The sequence below is a fragment of the Vibrio sp. A37 genome (genome assembly GCF_059777565.1).
This window is the reverse complement of sequence record NZ_JBLNLI010000002.1, coordinates 214,654-231,405: the sequence shown is the minus strand read 5'-3', so window position 1 is coordinate 231,405 and position 16,752 is coordinate 214,654. Positions and strand designations below refer to the sequence as shown.

Below are 16,752 nucleotides of genomic sequence, written 5' to 3'. Positions count from 1 at the left end.
TAATTCAATTATTGTCTATATCGCAAACCAAACCAAGTAGCTACTATTCCTACCATCAAGTCATTAACAAATCGAGATGAAAAATGAAATTTATAAGATTTTTAAACGGTTCATCAGAGAAAATTGGTTTTGTCAAAGATTCAATGGTTTACGACATTACCGAACATCTACAATCACAAGATGTTGAGACATTAAGTCTTCACTTAGATAAGTTAAACAATCTAGGTTTAGAGAACTTAGTGTCAGTTCATATTAATGATGTTGAGCACGTTTTGGCCTGCGTCGCTAATATTGGCAAGGTGATTTGCATTGGTGCTAACTCTAAAACTCATAACAAAGAAATTGGAGTCGCACTGCAAGAGCCAATGTTTTTCTTCAAGCCTAATTCCGCTGTGAGTGGGGCCATGGATCCCATCCCATATACCGACCTAAATAGAAAAGTGGATTGGGAAGGAGAACTGGCTGTCATTATTGGGGTCTCTGGAAGAAACATACCTGTCGCGCAAGCAATGGATCATGTCTTTGGCTACGCTTGCTTTAACGATCTTTCTGATAGGCACTGGCAATTTAAAGATGGGGGCGCTGAAATTGGAGGGCAAACTTCAATGGCTAAATGTTTTGACGGTTTTGCACCAATTGGACCAGCACTTGTTACCAAAGATGAAATCGAAGACCCAACTAACCTTGCGATGACCTTAAAAGTTAACGGTGAGCTTAGACAAAACTTCAATTCCAGCGACTACATCCGAAGTGTCGCGGAATGTGTAAGCCAGCTGAGCCGTTTCATGACTTTGAACCCAGGCGATGTTATTGCGTTAGGATCTGGACCTGGAAACGCCAAGCATTGGGATGAACAGTATTTACAGCCTGGCGATCTCGTCAGTTTCCAAATTGAAGGTTTAGGCACTCAACAACAAAAGGTAGTGAAAGTTTAGAAGTTTTGCCTACAAAATAATCACTCAGTTTCAGTATCTCAGTTAAACATTGAAAACACCTAAAAAGCTGATAGAGTTCACGAACTCAATTCGGTAAATCCGGGTTGAGTTGTGGGCATACCACCCACGTCCAGTGAAGACTGCAGGAGAGAGGCAACAAACTGATTAGCATTTAATCAGTTAGCCCACCGAAGAAGTAAATCTTTCAGGTGCTTATTCTTTATAAGCGTGGACTGTAGTTGGAGGACACTCTGGAGAGAACCGTTAAGTCGGTCGCCGAAGGAGCAAGCTTCTATATTTGAAGTGAAACTCTCAGGCAAAAGGACAGAGGAGCGGAAAATTATTTGTTTAGATCTATAGACATCTCGCTATTGCGCACAAAAATGTGTGTAGATCCACGTTAGCTTTTCCCTCTTCTCCTTAATTTTATGTTGTATTTAAGGGGAATCAATGAATCACATCCTTCCTATTTTACAAAGTATCGATAAGTTTATTTGGGGGCCACCTCTTCTAATCTTACTTGTCGGAACCGGTATTTATTTCACTTTTAGGTTAGGCGCTTTGCAAATCAGGTACTTACCAAGCGCGTTAAAAATGGTCTTTAGCAAAGGTGATACTAATAAAGCCCAAGGCGACATTTCCAGCTTCTCCGCGTTATGTACTGCGCTATCAGCAACGATCGGCACAGGCAACATTGTCGGTGTTGCGACAGCAATTAAATTAGGTGGACCGGGTGCCCTATTCTGGATGTGGCTCGCCGCTTTATTTGGGATGGCGACAAAATATTCGGAATGCTTGCTCGCCGTCAAGTTTCGTCAAACAGATGAAAATGGCCAGATGGTTGGCGGCCCTATGTATTACTTGAAAAATGGGGTCAAATCCGAAGCCTTAGCCACAATGTTTGCCGTATTTGCTCTAGGTGTGGCTTGCTTTGGTATCGGCACATTTCCACAGGTTAACGCTATCGTTGAAGCCAGCGCCTTGTCGTTTGGCATTTCAAAATACGTCACGGCCACTGTACTTACTCTTCTCGTTGCCTTTGTGACCTTAGGGGGCATTCAGTCCATATCCAAAGTAGCTGAGAAAGTGGTTCCTGCTATGGCTATCTTTTATGTCGCAACGTGCTTTAGCTTAATCTTGGTCAACTATGACAAGCTATCATCCGCGTTCCACTTGGTCATCACCTCAGCCTTTAGCTCCACTGCTGCGAGCGGCGGTTTTGTAGGCGCTACGATTATGTTGGCTATTCAGTCAGGAGTTGCTCGCGGCGTGTTTTCTAACGAATCTGGCCTTGGAAGCGCGCCAATGGCAGCAGCGGCAGCACAAACAGATTCCCCAGCGAAGCAGGGTTTAGTATCAATGACAGGCACATTTTTTGATACCATTATAATCTGCACGATGACAGGCTTAGCACTCATTTTAACTGGCGCTTGGAACAGCGATTTTGCCGGCGCAGCGATGACAACACATGCATTTTCTGTCGGCTTACCCAACCACACATTTGGCCCCATCCTAGTTTCTATCGGACTGATGTTTTTCGCCTTCACCACTATTTTGGGTTGGAATTATTATGGTGAGCGGTGCGTTGTTTATCTTTTTGGCACCCACGCAATTAAGAAATACAAGTACGTCTTCATTGCGCTCGTCGCATCCGGAGCCTTTTTACACCTTGATGTGATATGGATAATTGCCGATATCGTAAATGGCTTAATGGCCATACCAAATTTAATCGGGCTAATAGCTCTGCGCCAAGTCGTAGCCGACGAAACCGCGATATATTTCAATAAAACGCGCTCTATAGCCCCGGCTGAGGATCTTCCTTCGACCTAAAACATAACTCTAAAACCAATAAGCAATTAAATTTATGCACAATGGAGAGCCTGCTAATTTTTATGAATTACCGGCTCTCATTTTTTATATATGTCCTATGCTTTTACAAAGAGTTGGCAAGGATGCGATAAAAATGAATAGCAGAAAATCAGACTATATTGCTTTAAGAATTTTACTACTGGTGCTCGCTGTCATTTTTATTTCTTGGCCCGTAATGATTGATGGCGTATTTAGCCTTGAGGAGCTTGTTGGCGGTGTGATAGTAAGCTGGGGGATTTTAATCTTGTTACTCTACTTACTCTCACGATAGGCAGAAATATGATGAGTCCCTATGCTCTAGTTGCAATCATTATTTGCTATGTGGGTATCCTCTACCTCATTGCCAATTGGGGGTCGTCAAACAGTAAATTAGCACATAAAGTCTCGTCCAGCGCTTTCGTTTATATTCTTTCTATCGCTGTATACTGCACAAGCTGGACCTTCTATGGAAGTGTCGGACTCGCCTCCCGAGCAGGCATACTCGTCTACTGTGTTTATATTGGGCCTACCATACTCATCTTTATGATGTGGCCGATGCTAAAACGTATATTACATGTCAAACAGGCTTATCACGTAAATAGTATCGCCGATTTTATCTCTGCCCGCTTTAATCAAAGCTTCTCTTTGGCTGGCCTTGCTACGCTAGTAGCCATGGTTGGTATCGTCCCCTACCTCGCACTACAGTTAAAAGCAATTAACACTTCCTTTGACATTATGATTGCAGATAATCAGACCAATCCAGGGTTTACTTGGATTATCTGGCTTGGCGTTGCTTTGTTTACTATTGCGTTTGGTGTGCGTCATGTTGACCCAACTGAACGGCATCCGGGTATGATGTTAGCTTTAGCAACAGAGAGTCTAGTTAAGCTTATTGCTATGCTGCTCGTGGGAGTGTTTGTATGCTTCATTATGTTTGACGGCCCTGCCTCAATATTTAGTCAACTCGTGCAACTGAAACCAGAACAAGCTCAAGCTATCACCAAAATGCCCAATCCTGTCACTTGGTTCAGTTTTCTTGTTTTATCCGCTTCAGCCTTTTTCATGCTACCTCGCCAATTCCACGTAATGGTAGTAGAAAACTCCGAGCCGAGTTATATCAAGAAAGCCCAATGGCTGTTACCTGTTTACCTATTTTTAATTACCATATTCGTTATCCCTATTGCCTCTGCAGGTGCGTTAGTGATCGGCCCTGACAAACCTGACATGTATATGCTCACCTTACCTCAAAGTGAAAAACAACTTGCGCTTTCGGTCATCGTATTCGTTGGAGGGTTTTCAGCCTCTATGGCCATGCTCATGGTTTCTGGAATGACACTCTCTAATATGTTTAGTAACCACTTAGCTCTGCCCGCATTGCGTAAACTGTGTCCAAGCAAAAATTTTGGTCAATACTTATTACAAATTCGCTGGCTAGGCGTTTTTCTTGTTTTAGCTGCGGGCCAGTTGTTCTATTTATTTCTCGGTGAAACCTATTTATTAGTAAATATAGGACTGATCTCTTTTTGTGCAGTTTTGCAATTCTTCCCGATCATCATCGCAGGGCTATATTGGGAGAAAGTAAATTCAAAAGGGGCACTAATGGGCCTTTCTGCTGGCTTTATTATGTGGGCCTATACCATGCTACTGCCGGCAATAACTAAGAGTGGTTGGGTCGATAGTGATATATTGCAGACTGGTCTTTTTGGTATCGAACTACTCAGACCAGAACATTTGTTCGGCTCTAATATCGATAGGGTCAGTCACGGTGCATTCTGGTCGACGTTGTTTAATATATCAGGACTTATTCTTGGTAGCATGTTGACTAAAGAGTCGGATAAAGAAGCCAAATACAATGCAGAATTTGTAGATATCATGCACCAAAGGCAGCAAGACGTGGATGAAGCCGTTCTCGATCTGCCAAGACAAATAATCCTAAAAGAAAAAGTATCGATATTGCTCAACCTGTTTGAGCGTTATTTCCCTGGCGAAAGTGCACGCGATAAAGTTGATATTATTCTTGAGCTACACAAACTCGATCGAGATTCAAAAATTACGACTCAAGAGCTTGCCAATATAGAAAAAACCGCAGAGCGATTGCTTAGTGGTGCCACCGGGGCTGCAATGGCTCATGTGTTAATCAAAGAATCTAAACTATTCACGGATACTGAGATTCGGGAACTTGAAAAAAGCTACGCTTCCCTGCTTAGCCAATTGAAAATAAGCCCTTTACAACTGAGAATGCAACTAAATTATGCTAAAGAAAAAGAAAAACTGGCTGCACAATATACAAAGCAACTTGAAGGCTTAGTAGACAGTCGGACTAAAGAGTTACAAGGTGTAATTGAACAGTTGAATAGTGCTCAAGCTCAGCTCATTGAAAATGAAAAACAAGCTTCATTAGGCAAACTTGTTGCAGGTATTGCCCACGAAATTAATACTCCTGTTGGAATTTGCGTGACAGCGTCTTCAAATTTAAAACAAGAAACCAATGCAGTGCGGAAAGCTTATAAAGAAGAAAAGCTGACTGAACAAGCTCTAATCGAATACTTCGACCTAAGCTCTGAGTCTCTCAACATTATTATCAAAAATAACGAACGAGCGTCAAACCTTATTCGTAGCTTTAAACAAGTCGCCGTTGATCAGTCCGCTGACGAACTCAGAAACATCAACCTTTCTCGTTACTTAGATGAAATCTTGCTGTCTCTTAAGCCCATCCTAAAAAAAGAGAGACACAATATTACTGTTAATTGCGACAAAGACATTAGCTTTACGAGCTATGCTGGAGCAATTTCTCAGTTATTTACAAACTTGATCATGAACAGCATCATTCACGCATTCAAACCTCATCAAGTAGGAAATATAGATATACACGTGGACGTAAGCGATAAAAAGCTGAATGTTATCTTCAAAGATGATGGTAAAGGCTTAAATAAAGAAGATGCTAAAAGTCTATTCGACCCCTTTTTTACAACCAAGCGTGACGAAGGTGGCAGCGGTCTAGGCGCCCACCTTATTCATACTTTAGTGACACAAAAACTACGTGGCAGTATTAGTTTTGAGACAGCTCTAGGAGAAGGACTCACCTACAATATAACCTTCCCGTTAAAGCGTTCCAATGCTCACGAAACCCCTGATAATCAATGGTAAATAAATATTTGAACGCCTGCTGTTAACGGCTACTATTTTTATTGTGCAGCAAATATCACTTTTACATATGCTAAACAATATTGTGCCAGGCTAACTTGTAGATATGGCAATTTTTATCTATACCAATAAGAAGAAACACTATTAGAAAACGACCATTTACTGCATCTTGGCTTGGATGCTTACTAGTGATTTAGGGACTAATTTATGCCTTTGAAACTGCTTCGAGAACTTGAAGAGCCTTCAGCTCTTCCTTGGAAAGTCTTGATTGTAGATGATGAACCTGACGTCCACCAAGTATCAGTTATGGTACTGAAACGTTTCAGACTGGACGAACGACCACTGGAGTTTATCCACGCCTATTCTGGTGCGGAAGCGAAAGAAAAGATGTCAACAACACCAGACATTGCACTGGTATTCCTTGATGTCGTTATGGAAACGGACAACGCTGGTTTGGAGGTTGCCCGTTGGATTCGTGAAGATCTTGGCAATCATTTCACACGTATCGTGCTACGTACCGGACAACCAGGGCAAGCTCCCGAACAAGAAGTCATAACCAATTACGATATAAACGACTACAAAGAGAAAACCGAGCTTAGTAGCCAAAAATTATTTACCACCGTTTACGCGGCTATTCGCTCTTATCGAGATATTGTAAAAGTTGAGCAAGCTAGAGAACTCGAAGAAAGTTATCGACAAGGACTGGAAAGAGTTATCCAATCCACTGCGGTTATCTTCCAACAGCATACTCTTAAAGCATTTTCAGATGGTATCCTACGTCAAGTTTTATCCTTGCTGAGAATGAATGATCAAAGCATGCTTGTTAGCGTACGAGGTCTCACCACTTTGTGCGAACCACATAGCGACTATCAGGTATTAGCCCGTATTGGCGAGCATGAAGACCAAGGAGTTGGTGATGATGTTAGCCAGTACCTTGAAAAAGCCATAGAAGCTAAAAATAGCATCATCGAAAACGATGTATTTGTCGGGTACTTTTCCACCAGCTCTGGAGCTATTAGCCTTTTGTACCTCAAAGGAGCAAGAAAAATTACCGAGCTAGAAAGTCAGCTTCTCACTATTTTCTCATACAGCGTCAGCTTAGCTTTTGAGAACTTATTCTTAGGCCAAGAGATTATTGATACACAAGGCGAACTCATCTACCGACTAGGTGATGTCGTCGAGTCGCGCTCTGAAGAAACCGCCAACCACGTTCGCCGACTTTCTGAACTCTCTTATCAGCTATGTAAACTGCTGGGATACCCAGAAGAAAGAGCCAATCTTCTACGTCAAGCTGCTCCTATGCATGACGTAGGTAAAATTGCTATTCCTGATTCGGTGTTACTCAAGCCAGGCAAGCTCGACGCTGATGAGTGGGAAGTGATGAAAACTCATGCTGAAATTGGTTACAAGATATTGGCAGGTTCAAAGCGTAGTATTCTCCAAACGGCAGCAACTATCGCCCATCAACACCATGAAAAAGTTGATGGCTCAGGCTACCCTCAGGGTTTAAAAGGGGATGAAATTAGCATTGAGGCCCGTATTATCGCAGTCGCAGATGTGTTTGATGCCTTAACCCATGAACGAGTATACAAACCAGCTTGGCCAATTGAAGATGTCATTGATCAAATGAAAGAGGCTCGCGGCTCACATTTAGATGCGCACATTGTTGATACTTTATTGGAAAATATTGACGTCGCATTGGATATAAATGAGAAGTATAGCCCTAAGCCACATTAGACAAAATTGCTTAATTGTATAAAAATGCCCAAGTCATTCGAAAACTTGGGCATTTTTGTATTATCACTTAAAGCGACTTAGGTGGTTCTTCGAGTAAAAGTGCAAGCCCCAATGAAACTAGAATGGCTCCCGTTGTTCCTTCCATCCAACGCATAAAATTAGCGCTTTTCAAGAGTTGCGTCGCGTAACCTAGTGCTGCCGCTAAGCTACACTGCCAAATCATTGCTAAAACAAAGTGAATGCTCGCCATAAATAACGATTGAATGACAACTGAACCTTGCGGATCAATAAATTGTGGCAGAAATGCTAGATAAAAAACCGCTGTTTTAGGATTGAGTACATTAGATAAAAAACCTTCTCTAAAAGCACGCTTTACCCCTACACCGCCAGAAGAAGTGTTTTCCATCTTTGGACCTTGGCTATTTGATAAGGTAGCCCGCAAGCTATTAATGCCCAGCCAAATTAAATATATCGCTCCTATCCATTTCACAGCATGAAATAGTTCTGCAGATTGCATCAATATGGCCGAAATACCGATAGCAGAAAATGTCGCATGAACAAATAAGCCACAGCAAATACCTAAGCTAGAAACAAATCCATCTTTAAATCCACCACGTGTGGTATTTCGGATAACTAATGCAGTATCCAACCCAGGAGTTAATGTTAAAATTGTAATCGCGACGAGAAAGGCGCCAAAGTGTTCAATAAACATTTACAGTCATCGATGTTAGGTGAAACAAGAACATTACACTACAGGACGGGGTTAACAAAATCTATCAAATGGTTACATTTATTCTTTACCTTCTTGAGCCGCGTTATAGTAGATTTCGCAAATATTAGTAACTGCATACCATATCAAAACATTACCAATTAAACTTAACTAGACTATTTACTTTCGCTATATCTAAGTAACTGAGCTGATTCTTATTCGGTTCAAGTAAATTATTCTCACATGTTGAAATTTATGGAAGAATTCTATGGGTAAAACCGTCGCTTTACTCTCAATAGTGATATTGTTTGCAGGATGTAAGCAAGAACCGCAGTCCAAATTAGAGCCTGAATCTAGGCCCGCTAAAATGCTCTCCGTTTCTGTAGGAGACAGTGAATTTAGTCGAAGCTTTCCAGCTATCTCCGAAGCAGGAGATAAAGCGGCTTTAGCTTTTCGAGTCTCGGGTCAGATTCAATCAATCGATGTTAAGTCTGGGCAACAAGTAAGCAAAGGCCAACTGTTAGCAACTCTTAATCCAGATGAATATTCGTTGCTTGAAAAGAAGGCAAATGCCAGCTTTAAACTTGCAGATGTCCAATATCAAAGATACAAGAAACTTCATGATGACAGAATTGTCTCGGACCAAGACTTTGATCAAGCAACTGCCAACTTAAAAACGGCAAGAGCCGACCTCGACCAAGCAAAAGCCAACCGTAGTTACACAAAATTGCTCGCGCCGTATAATGGCACCATTTCTTATATCGGAGCCGATGACTATCAATATATAGCGGCAAAAGAAGGATTGATGAACATCCAAACTGACCAACTACTTAAGGTTGTTTTTCAGTTACCGGACTATCTACTGCAGAAGTTTAATGCCGATGACAATCCTGAAATTAGCATAACGTTTGATGCTTTCCCATCAGAATCTTACCCATTAACCTTTCAAGAAATTAGCACTCAAGCCGACCCAAAAACTGGTGCCTATAAAGTGACACTAGTAATGGATAGACCAAAAGACGTCGGAATTCTTCCCGGCATGTCAGGTATTGTCAATGTTGTTGTTCATTCGAAAACGGCCACCCCAATTCCCCAACCAGCCCTTATGAATGAAGATGGCGTAATCAGTGTTTGGAAAGTCTTGGAAGATGGCAGCGTCGAGAAGTCAGTTATCGAATTAAACGCCAATAATGAAATTATCTCCGGACTAGAAGACGGTGACCGCATCATTGTCTCCGGCGTTGGCTCCGTTACTCCAAACATCAAGGTTAGAGAATGGGTTAAGGAAAGAGGGTTATAATATGAAGCAATGGATACTGCTTTTTTGCACTGTTTTGCTTGTGGCAGCATGTGGTGACAAAAGCCAAACTCACAAACCTCAAGAGCCTAGAGTCAAAGTCGCGTCACTTAGCGAAAATTCAAGCAAAGGTACTATCTACTTTCCAGCAATAGCAAACGCATCAACTAAGTCACAGCTAAGTTTTCGTGCTTCTGGTGAAGTGATTAGAGTCAATGTAAAAGGTGGAGATGAAGTAAAAAAAGGGGACGTTCTCGCCCTACTCGATCCAACAGATTATAAACTCAACGTTGATAACGCTTCCGCACGCTACAAAGTGATTAACAACCAATTTCAACGCTCAAAGCCACTGGTTAAAAAAGGGTTACTCGCCCAATCTCAATTCGATGAATTAGCGGCTGAGAGAGGCATTGCATTAGCGGATCTCCAACTCGCCCAGTTAAGACTTTCTTTCACAGAGTTAACTGCCCCTTACGATGGCATCATTTCCGTTGTTGACGTGGAGCAATTTGAAAATATCCAGCTCGGTCAACCTATCATAAACATCCAAAACTTATCCAACTTAGATGTCCTAGTACAAATTCCCGATCGCGTGTATACCAATAGGCCTTCTTTGGAGAGGCTCGCTCAATTCAAAGCTTTTGTAAAAACACCAAGCGGACAGGAATATCCCGTTTCAATAAAAGAGTTCACTACAGAGCCAAACCCCACAACAGAAACTTTTACCGTTACATTTAATATGCCCATGCCAAAAGATGAACTGATTTTGGATGGCATGGGGGTACAAGTTCGAGCTTCACAAGACAACGCTCATTTAGACTTAAATGCTCGCGTTCTGGTTCCGATAGAAGCCATTTTTAATGCTGATGGCGACACTCTAGATAGAAATTCTAAATTCGTCTGGCTACTCAACGAAGATAGCACGGTTTCGAAACAACTCATTAAAGTGGGTAAAGCAACCAACAATCATATCCAAGTACTTGAGGGGTTAACACCCGAAAATAAAGTCGTTACTGCGGGAATCACGAGGCTTCGTGAAGGAATGAAAGTTCAAGTCGTACCAGGAAGGGACAGCAATGAGTGAAAATAATAATTCGCCTCAATCTGATAACGAGATAACAGGCATCGCAGCCTATTTTATCCGAAACAAGGTTATCAGTTGGATGATTTCTCTCATCTTTCTGATTGGTGGCTTAATGGCATTCTTTGGTTTAGGGCGGCTGGAAGACCCAGCTTTTACCATTAAAGATGCGATGGTCGTGACCTCATACCCGGGGGCTACCCCCCAACAAGTGGAAGAAGAAGTCACGTACCCATTAGAAAAAGCGGTACAGCAACTTCCTTATGTTGATGAGGTGAACTCCATATCAAGCCGTGGGTTATCTCAAATCACCGTCACCATGAAAAACAATTATGGGCCCGATGCTCTACCGCAAATTTGGGATGAATTACGTCGGAAAGTTAACGACCAAAAGCGATACCTGCCTCCGGGAGTTGAAGAGCCGAAAGTCTTGGATGATTTTGGTGACGTTTATGGAGTCCTATTCGCCGTGACTGGCGAGGGCTACAGTTATAAAGAACTTTTAGACTACGTCGATTATTTGCGCCGAGAACTAGAGTTGATTGATGGCGTTGGCAAGGTCACCGTGAGTGGAACGCAACAAGAGCAAGTCTTCATTGAAACATCGATGAAAAGACTGAGCAGCCTTGGTATTTCTCCCGATACCGTTTTTAATTTACTATCCACTCAAAACGTTGTTGGTGATGCTGGCGCAACCAGAATAGGTAACGAATACATTCGCATTCAGCCAACGGGCGAATTCCAAGATGTTTCGCAGCTTGGCAACCTCATTGTCACTGACAGTGGCACAGATGGTCTTATCTATTTACGTGACGTAGCGGATATCAAACAAGGCTACATCGAAGTACCCAGTAATATCATCAACTACAACGGAGAGCTTGCCGTCAATGTGGGTATCTCCTTCGCTACGGGTGTGAATGTGGTCGATGTGGGCAAAAAAGTTGAACAACGATTAACTGAACTCAAAACTCAGCAGCCCCTAGGAATTGATATTTCGACAATCTACAGCCAACCAACTGAGGTAGAAAAGTCTGTTAGTGGATTTGTCGTTAGTTTAGGGCAAGCAGTAGCCATCGTAATTATTGTCTTGCTCTTGTTCATGGGGTTAAGATCTGGACTACTCATCGGCTTGATTCTGCTGCTCACAGTACTTGGCACATTTATATTTATGAAATTCTTTGCCATTGATCTACAAAGAATTTCACTCGGTGCCCTCGTTATCGCTCTAGGAATGTTAGTCGACAATGCCATCGTCATTGTTGAAGGTATTCTTATTGGCACCCAAAAGGGACGAACCCGCCTCCAAGCTGCTACAGATATCGTGACCCAAACCAAGTGGCCGTTATTAGGTGCAACAGTCATCGCTATCACTGCTTTCGCGCCAATAGGCCTCTCTGACGATTCAACGGGAGAATACTGTGGGACTCTATTCGTTGTACTTCTCATATCGCTGATGCTGAGCTGGTTCACTGCCATCTCTTTAACGCCATTCTTTGCCGACTTATTTTTTAAAGGCATGAAAAATCAGAATACTGAAGAGCAAACTGATCCCTACAATGGATTTGTGTTCACAACTTATAGAACATTTTTAGAATTTTGTATGCGCCGAGCATGGTTCACAGTAGCAGTGCTAATAGGCGGTCTATTCGCAAGCTTATACGGATTTACATTTATCAAGCAGTCCTTTTTTCCGTCTTCCACTACACCTATGTTCCTTGTCGATGTTTGGATGCCCGAAGGTACAGATATTCGAGCCACTGATCATAAGCTAAAAGAACTGCAATCTTGGCTCAGCAAGCAAAAATCAGTTGAGCACGTCACCACAACTGCAGGTAAGGGTTTACCACGGTTTATGCTCACCTACTCTTCCGAAAAGAGTTATCCGGCATATGGTGAAATTATTACGCGAGTGGATAGTTACGAGTCACTGCCGAAACTCATGGCCGATTTTCGTCATTATGTTGAACAGAACTATCCTGAGCTTGACTACAAACTCAAACAGATTCAGCTAGGCCCTTCAAGTGGTTCTAAAATTGAAGCCAGAATTATTGGCTCTGATCCGACAATCTTGAGAACGATTGCCGCTCAGGTGAGTGAAATTATGCATAACGACCCTGGGGCAACTAACATTCGTCATGACTGGCGCGAACGAACCAAAGTGTTAGAGCCACAGTTTAACGAAAGCCAAGCAAGGCGTTACGGCATCACAAAGTCTGACGTCGATGATTTCTTGTCCATGTCTTTCTCAGGGAAAACCGTTGGTATTTATCGTGATGGGACAACATTAATGCCAATCGTTGCTCGCCTCCCTGACGATGAAAGGGTTGATATCAGAAATATCGACGGTATCAACATCTGGAGTCCAGCGATTAGTGATTACATCCCACTTCAGCAAGTAGCACTTGGCTACGAACTGTTTTGGGAAGATCCACTTATCATACGCAAAGATAGAAAACGTATGTTAACCGTAATGGCAGACCCAGATATACTAGGTGATGAAACCGCCGCGACATTGCAAGCGCGCCTTACTCCTCTCGTGGACGCTATTAAACTTCCGCCCGGCTACACACTTGAATGGGGAGGAGAATATGAGTCATCAAGAGATGCACAAGCAAGCTTGTTCACTACAATGCCGATGGGCTACTTGTTCATGTTTATCATCACGGTGTTGTTGTTTAAAACCGTTAAAGAGCCTGTGATTGTTTGGCTGACTGTACCGTTAGCAATCATTGGTGTCACAGTTGGTCTACTCGCACTCAATACTCCATTTGGCTTTATGGCCCTACTCGGTTTCTTGAGTTTGTCGGGAATGCTGCTGAAAAACGGCATTGTGTTACTCGATCAAATTGAAATAGAAATCAAATCAGGAAAACAAGCTTATGATGCTATTGTTGAAGCTTCCCTCAGCAGAGTCCGTCCTGTGTGCATGGCGGCAATAACTACAATATTGGGTATGATTCCACTTTTACCGGATATCTTCTTTAAACCAATGGCAGTGACCATTATGTTTGGGTTAGGTTTTGCAACGGTATTAACGTTAATTGTGGTGCCTGTTTTGTATAAGATGTTTCATAAAATAGCTACACCAATCTAAATCACCCATTATCATTCGGATTTACTCTAGAGAATATTTTCATCTAGAGTAAATTCTATTTTAGGAAGTGGGTAACTTTTTACTTAACTTAAAAAGTTTTCCAAAAGTGTAAAACACTGTGGCCGTATAACTTCAATGGCGTGATTAACTTTTTCTTTAAAAGTAGAAGATTTACTTTTGTATTCAGCGATAACATCAAATCGACCAAGCTTTTCTCTTGCTTTTTGAAATTTCACTAGATTACCATTGTTCGACCAACCAAAATCATTACCGATACCAACTAAATCGACAAGGGCTTCATATTGCTCTTTCGGAGAGTCTGCTCTTTCGAATTTATTCAGTGACTTTCTTGTACTAACTTTTTCACTAATCTTGCTCATAAACAGCATATAGATTAACGAATCAGCCTCTTGTTTTTCAGATGAAGTTTCACTGTAGAGTTTATTTACTAATGTATACATTGAAAACTTGCCACTCATAGCTATCAACTTCTGTTCAGCTAGTAACATTTCTTCATAGCAAGCCCTTTCACTTACTGATCTACGTTTGGCTAGTTTGTACTTTTGTTCAACAATTACGTATTCCTTTGCTAATTTGGTCTTCTCGGAATCATTTTGAGCTCTATAAAGGTACATCTTCTTCAATCTAGCCAATTCTGTTTTGTATTTTTTTTCCTTTTTGAACTCCTCCCCAGTCGGATCCAGAATATACTCTAGGTATTTATTTTTCTTAATGTTGTGTAATCTGCTACTGTCAACTTTAACCATTAGTGCTGATGTCTGATAAAGCGTAAGCCCCGCCGCAATGGCCCAACCTAATGGAGTACATGCTGCGATCCCCGCAAAACCTAAACAAAAAATCAAAGCTGTAATTAAAGTTGCGGAGCCACCTACAGCCAAGTCAATCATTAAGTTCTCTTGGTTGTGCTTTGTCGCTTTATACAATCCTTTATGAATTTGTTTTATATCATTTCCTTTAACAGATTTATATAGGCCTTGATTTTCATTAGATTCGATATCTTTATTGGGGTTATTGGGGTCTATTTTTGGATATATATCACCAGGTTTTGGCAACTCATTTAAATCAATATACAGTCTAATATTTTGACTGTCTTCTTTTACTTTTTTTGACAGTTTTTGAACTAATCTCTTGTTCTGACTATATTTATAATAATTCAGCGCAAAACCAACCGATCCCCCAGCTAAACTTAACGGCCCCACCAATACAGTATTAACTTTATTTATAATTGATTGGCCTATTGCGCCAGGTGAAGCTCTATGAATAATATCCAGTACTTCACTTGACAATACTGCACCTTCATATTCTAACTGTAGAACTGAGTTTAAAACATCTAAAACACCTACTTGGTCGTTCAGTTTATCGATAGCCTCTCTTCTTTTTTTATTATACTTAATTCCATAACTAACTTTATTTGACTTGCCTTGATATGAATCATCCCTGCTAACATAACCTAGGCTTATTACTTTATCAGGCATTACTTCTCCCAAAATTTAATAACCTAAAATTTATCTTCGGTGTTAACATTTATCCATTTCGAGCAATATTAAAAACATACTAATTAATAACCATTCTTTAAAATCGAAAAAAATGATCATTTACAATCGAACTAACTTAAAATCACACACTAGTTATTCATCAAAGTGAAATATAAAGTCGACTTAATTCTTTTACTACTCGGCTTACTCAGTCGACAATACATGACCACTTTCGATGCTGATTCATTGCTCTTCGAAACTTATTTAAATTATCTTCACTTCCCCAGAAATCTCGTTTTATACCAAGCAAATCACGCAGCGACTTATATCTCGCAGCATGAGCAACTTTATGGTTAGTATGGCTAGATATAGAAGCAAATCTTTTATACGTCATCGCTTTTTTCTCGTAGACGAACATTTGCTTAATAATACGGGCTGCATACTCATGCTTTTCTATATCATTACTACTATACATTGTAACTAGAGCATCAAGTGTGTATTTTGCGCTGCATGCAAGGAGTTGTTGTTCTATAGAGCGATAAAAGTCGGCTACGGTAATATCTTCTATATCTTTTTTTAAGTATTCACTTCCGAGCATATATTGTTCACGTTGTGCAATTTTTTTATTCCACTTCCTAATCATGTAGTCTTCACGAACAGACATTTTTTTATGCTGGTATTCATATAACCTCTGTTTACAACGTAGTAATCCTTGTTTGGGGTTTTCTAAATCCTTAAGTAGTTTTCTCTTCAGTCGATCATGTGTATAACTCTTACCTAAACGATAGCTAGTTGTTACACCGCCTACGAGAGCACCAACTCCCCCTACCACTCCAGCAGCAATCGCGAGTCCAAAAGGTCCTCCAGCACATACACCCGCTAATATTAAGGCACCACCAACAGTACTCACGAAATCAGATGTCAAGTTGGCACATTCCAAATTTTTTTCGTAACTCACCGTACCTATCAATTTTCCCACAGCTTTAGCACCACGCGGTGATGTTGTATTGATCGCACGAAGCATTTCCTCTCTACTGTTATATTCACTCACATTTATGAGATCATTTGGCAATTTAATAAGGCCTGTAACCGTACCGACTCCGCCCACGGCAGCCCCTGCAATACCTATAACTTGAGCCGTACCTACAAAGTAATCGACTCCTTGTTTTACTCCTGATCCAGTCAAAGATGTAACCGTGGAAGTAATCGCTGCTTTGCCAAGACCACTTTTAAACGTTTCTGTACCAAGCTCTTCATTATCCGTTAGGATATACTCTTTGAGATTGTTAATTTCTTTTTTAACTTGAGCATCAAATACAGCTTTTTGAACAGCTTTTTGAACAGCTTTTTGCTTCATAAGAAGATTGTAAATTCATGTACAATTATTCCTAAACTTATAAGATGGTTTTAA

11 protein-coding genes and 2 riboswitches are annotated in these 16,752 nt (G+C 41.1%); of the genes, 8 read left to right on the top strand and 3 right to left on the bottom strand.

Translation table 11 applies throughout. The features are described from left to right. The first annotated feature begins 83 nt into the window (after positions 1–83). The 5 genes from ACM2FC_RS04675 to ACM2FC_RS04655 all read left to right on the top strand — a co-directional run bounded on the left by ACM2FC_RS04675 (position 84) and on the right by ACM2FC_RS04655 (position 7,664). Entirely contained in the window at positions 84–935 is an 852-nt protein-coding gene (locus tag ACM2FC_RS04675) for a fumarylacetoacetate hydrolase family protein (RefSeq protein WP_498479697.1), read from the top strand. Positions 936–1,068: 133 nt separating this feature from the next. Continuing rightward, positions 1,069–1,181: riboswitch (glycine riboswitch) on the top strand. 3 nt (positions 1,182–1,184) lie between these two features. Next, positions 1,185–1,265: riboswitch (glycine riboswitch) on the top strand. Between the two features lie 120 nt (positions 1,266–1,385). Then, the gene (locus ACM2FC_RS04670) at positions 1,386–2,765 is read left to right on the top strand and encodes an alanine/glycine:cation symporter family protein (protein WP_498479696.1); all 1,380 of its coding nucleotides are present in this window, start codon (positions 1,386–1,388) and stop codon (positions 2,763–2,765) included. A gap of 133 nt (positions 2,766–2,898) precedes the next feature. After that, positions 2,899–3,075: a hypothetical protein gene (locus ACM2FC_RS04665; protein ID WP_498479695.1), complete on the top strand. Its 177-nt coding sequence runs from the start codon at positions 2,899–2,901 to the stop codon at positions 3,073–3,075. Between the two features lie 8 nt (positions 3,076–3,083). Then, positions 3,084–5,930: a sodium:solute symporter family transporter gene (locus ACM2FC_RS04660; RefSeq protein WP_498479694.1), complete on the top strand. Its 2,847-nt coding sequence runs from the start codon at positions 3,084–3,086 to the stop codon at positions 5,928–5,930. A 204-nt stretch (positions 5,931–6,134) separates the two neighbouring features. Then, positions 6,135–7,664 (top strand): HD domain-containing phosphohydrolase, encoded by a 1,530-nt coding sequence (locus ACM2FC_RS04655; protein WP_498479693.1) that lies wholly within the window; start codon positions 6,135–6,137, stop codon positions 7,662–7,664. A 67-nt stretch (positions 7,665–7,731) separates the two neighbouring features. On the opposite strand, the gene ACM2FC_RS04650 is transcribed toward ACM2FC_RS04655, so the two are convergent. After that, the gene (locus ACM2FC_RS04650) at positions 7,732–8,376 is read right to left on the bottom strand and encodes a LysE family translocator (protein WP_498479692.1); all 645 of its coding nucleotides are present in this window, start codon (positions 8,374–8,376) and stop codon (positions 7,732–7,734) included. Between the two features lie 265 nt (positions 8,377–8,641). Here ACM2FC_RS04650 and ACM2FC_RS04645 point away from each other — a divergent pair, with 265 nt between their 5' ends. The 3 genes from ACM2FC_RS04645 to ACM2FC_RS04635 are packed head-to-tail and all read left to right on the top strand — an operon-like array spanning position 8,642 to position 13,845. Continuing rightward, the gene (locus ACM2FC_RS04645) at positions 8,642–9,673 is read left to right on the top strand and encodes an efflux RND transporter periplasmic adaptor subunit (RefSeq protein ID WP_498479691.1); all 1,032 of its coding nucleotides are present in this window, start codon (positions 8,642–8,644) and stop codon (positions 9,671–9,673) included. A 1-nt stretch (position 9,674) separates the two neighbouring features. Further along, positions 9,675–10,754: an efflux RND transporter periplasmic adaptor subunit gene (locus ACM2FC_RS04640; RefSeq protein WP_498479690.1), complete on the top strand. Its 1,080-nt coding sequence runs from the start codon at positions 9,675–9,677 to the stop codon at positions 10,752–10,754. Then, positions 10,747–13,845, top strand: a complete 3,099-nt coding sequence (locus tag ACM2FC_RS04635) for an efflux RND transporter permease subunit (protein WP_498479689.1) — start codon at positions 10,747–10,749, stop codon at positions 13,843–13,845. Before ACM2FC_RS04640 ends, ACM2FC_RS04635 begins: the two co-directional genes overlap by 8 nt. Positions 13,846–13,928: 83 nt before the next feature. On the opposite strand, the gene ACM2FC_RS04630 is transcribed toward ACM2FC_RS04635, so the two are convergent. Next, complete coding sequence (locus ACM2FC_RS04630; protein ID WP_498479688.1) at positions 13,929–15,341, bottom strand: hypothetical protein; 1,413 nt, start codon at positions 15,339–15,341, stop codon at positions 13,929–13,931. Between the two features lie 208 nt (positions 15,342–15,549). After that, a complete protein-coding gene (locus tag ACM2FC_RS04625; RefSeq protein WP_498479687.1) occupies positions 15,550–16,698 on the bottom strand; it encodes a hypothetical protein in 1,149 nt (382 codons plus the stop codon). Positions 16,699–16,752 lie beyond the last annotated feature (54 nt).

Excerpts from the sequence above, each read along its gene's own strand:
- ACM2FC_RS04625 (WP_498479687.1), bottom strand. The coding sequence starts at position 16,698 with ATGAAGCAAAAAGCTGTTCAAAAAGCTGTTCAAAAAGCTGTATTTGAT.
- ACM2FC_RS04650 (WP_498479692.1), bottom strand. The coding sequence starts at position 8,376 with ATGTTTATTGAACACTTTGGCGCCTTTCTCGTCGCGATTACAATTTTA.
- ACM2FC_RS04635 (WP_498479689.1), top strand. The coding sequence starts at position 10,747 with ATGAGTGAAAATAATAATTCGCCTCAATCTGATAACGAGATAACAGGC.
- ACM2FC_RS04655 (WP_498479693.1), top strand. The coding sequence starts at position 6,135 with ATGCCTTTGAAACTGCTTCGAGAACTTGAAGAGCCTTCAGCTCTTCCT.
- ACM2FC_RS04645 (WP_498479691.1), top strand. The coding sequence starts at position 8,642 with ATGGGTAAAACCGTCGCTTTACTCTCAATAGTGATATTGTTTGCAGGA.
- ACM2FC_RS04665 (WP_498479695.1), top strand. The coding sequence starts at position 2,899 with ATGAATAGCAGAAAATCAGACTATATTGCTTTAAGAATTTTACTACTG.
- ACM2FC_RS04675 (WP_498479697.1), top strand. The coding sequence starts at position 84 with ATGAAATTTATAAGATTTTTAAACGGTTCATCAGAGAAAATTGGTTTT.
- ACM2FC_RS04640 (WP_498479690.1), top strand. The coding sequence starts at position 9,675 with ATGAAGCAATGGATACTGCTTTTTTGCACTGTTTTGCTTGTGGCAGCA.
- ACM2FC_RS04670 (WP_498479696.1), top strand. The coding sequence starts at position 1,386 with ATGAATCACATCCTTCCTATTTTACAAAGTATCGATAAGTTTATTTGG.
- ACM2FC_RS04660 (WP_498479694.1), top strand. The coding sequence starts at position 3,084 with ATGATGAGTCCCTATGCTCTAGTTGCAATCATTATTTGCTATGTGGGT.
- ACM2FC_RS04630 (WP_498479688.1), bottom strand. The coding sequence starts at position 15,341 with ATGCCTGATAAAGTAATAAGCCTAGGTTATGTTAGCAGGGATGATTCA.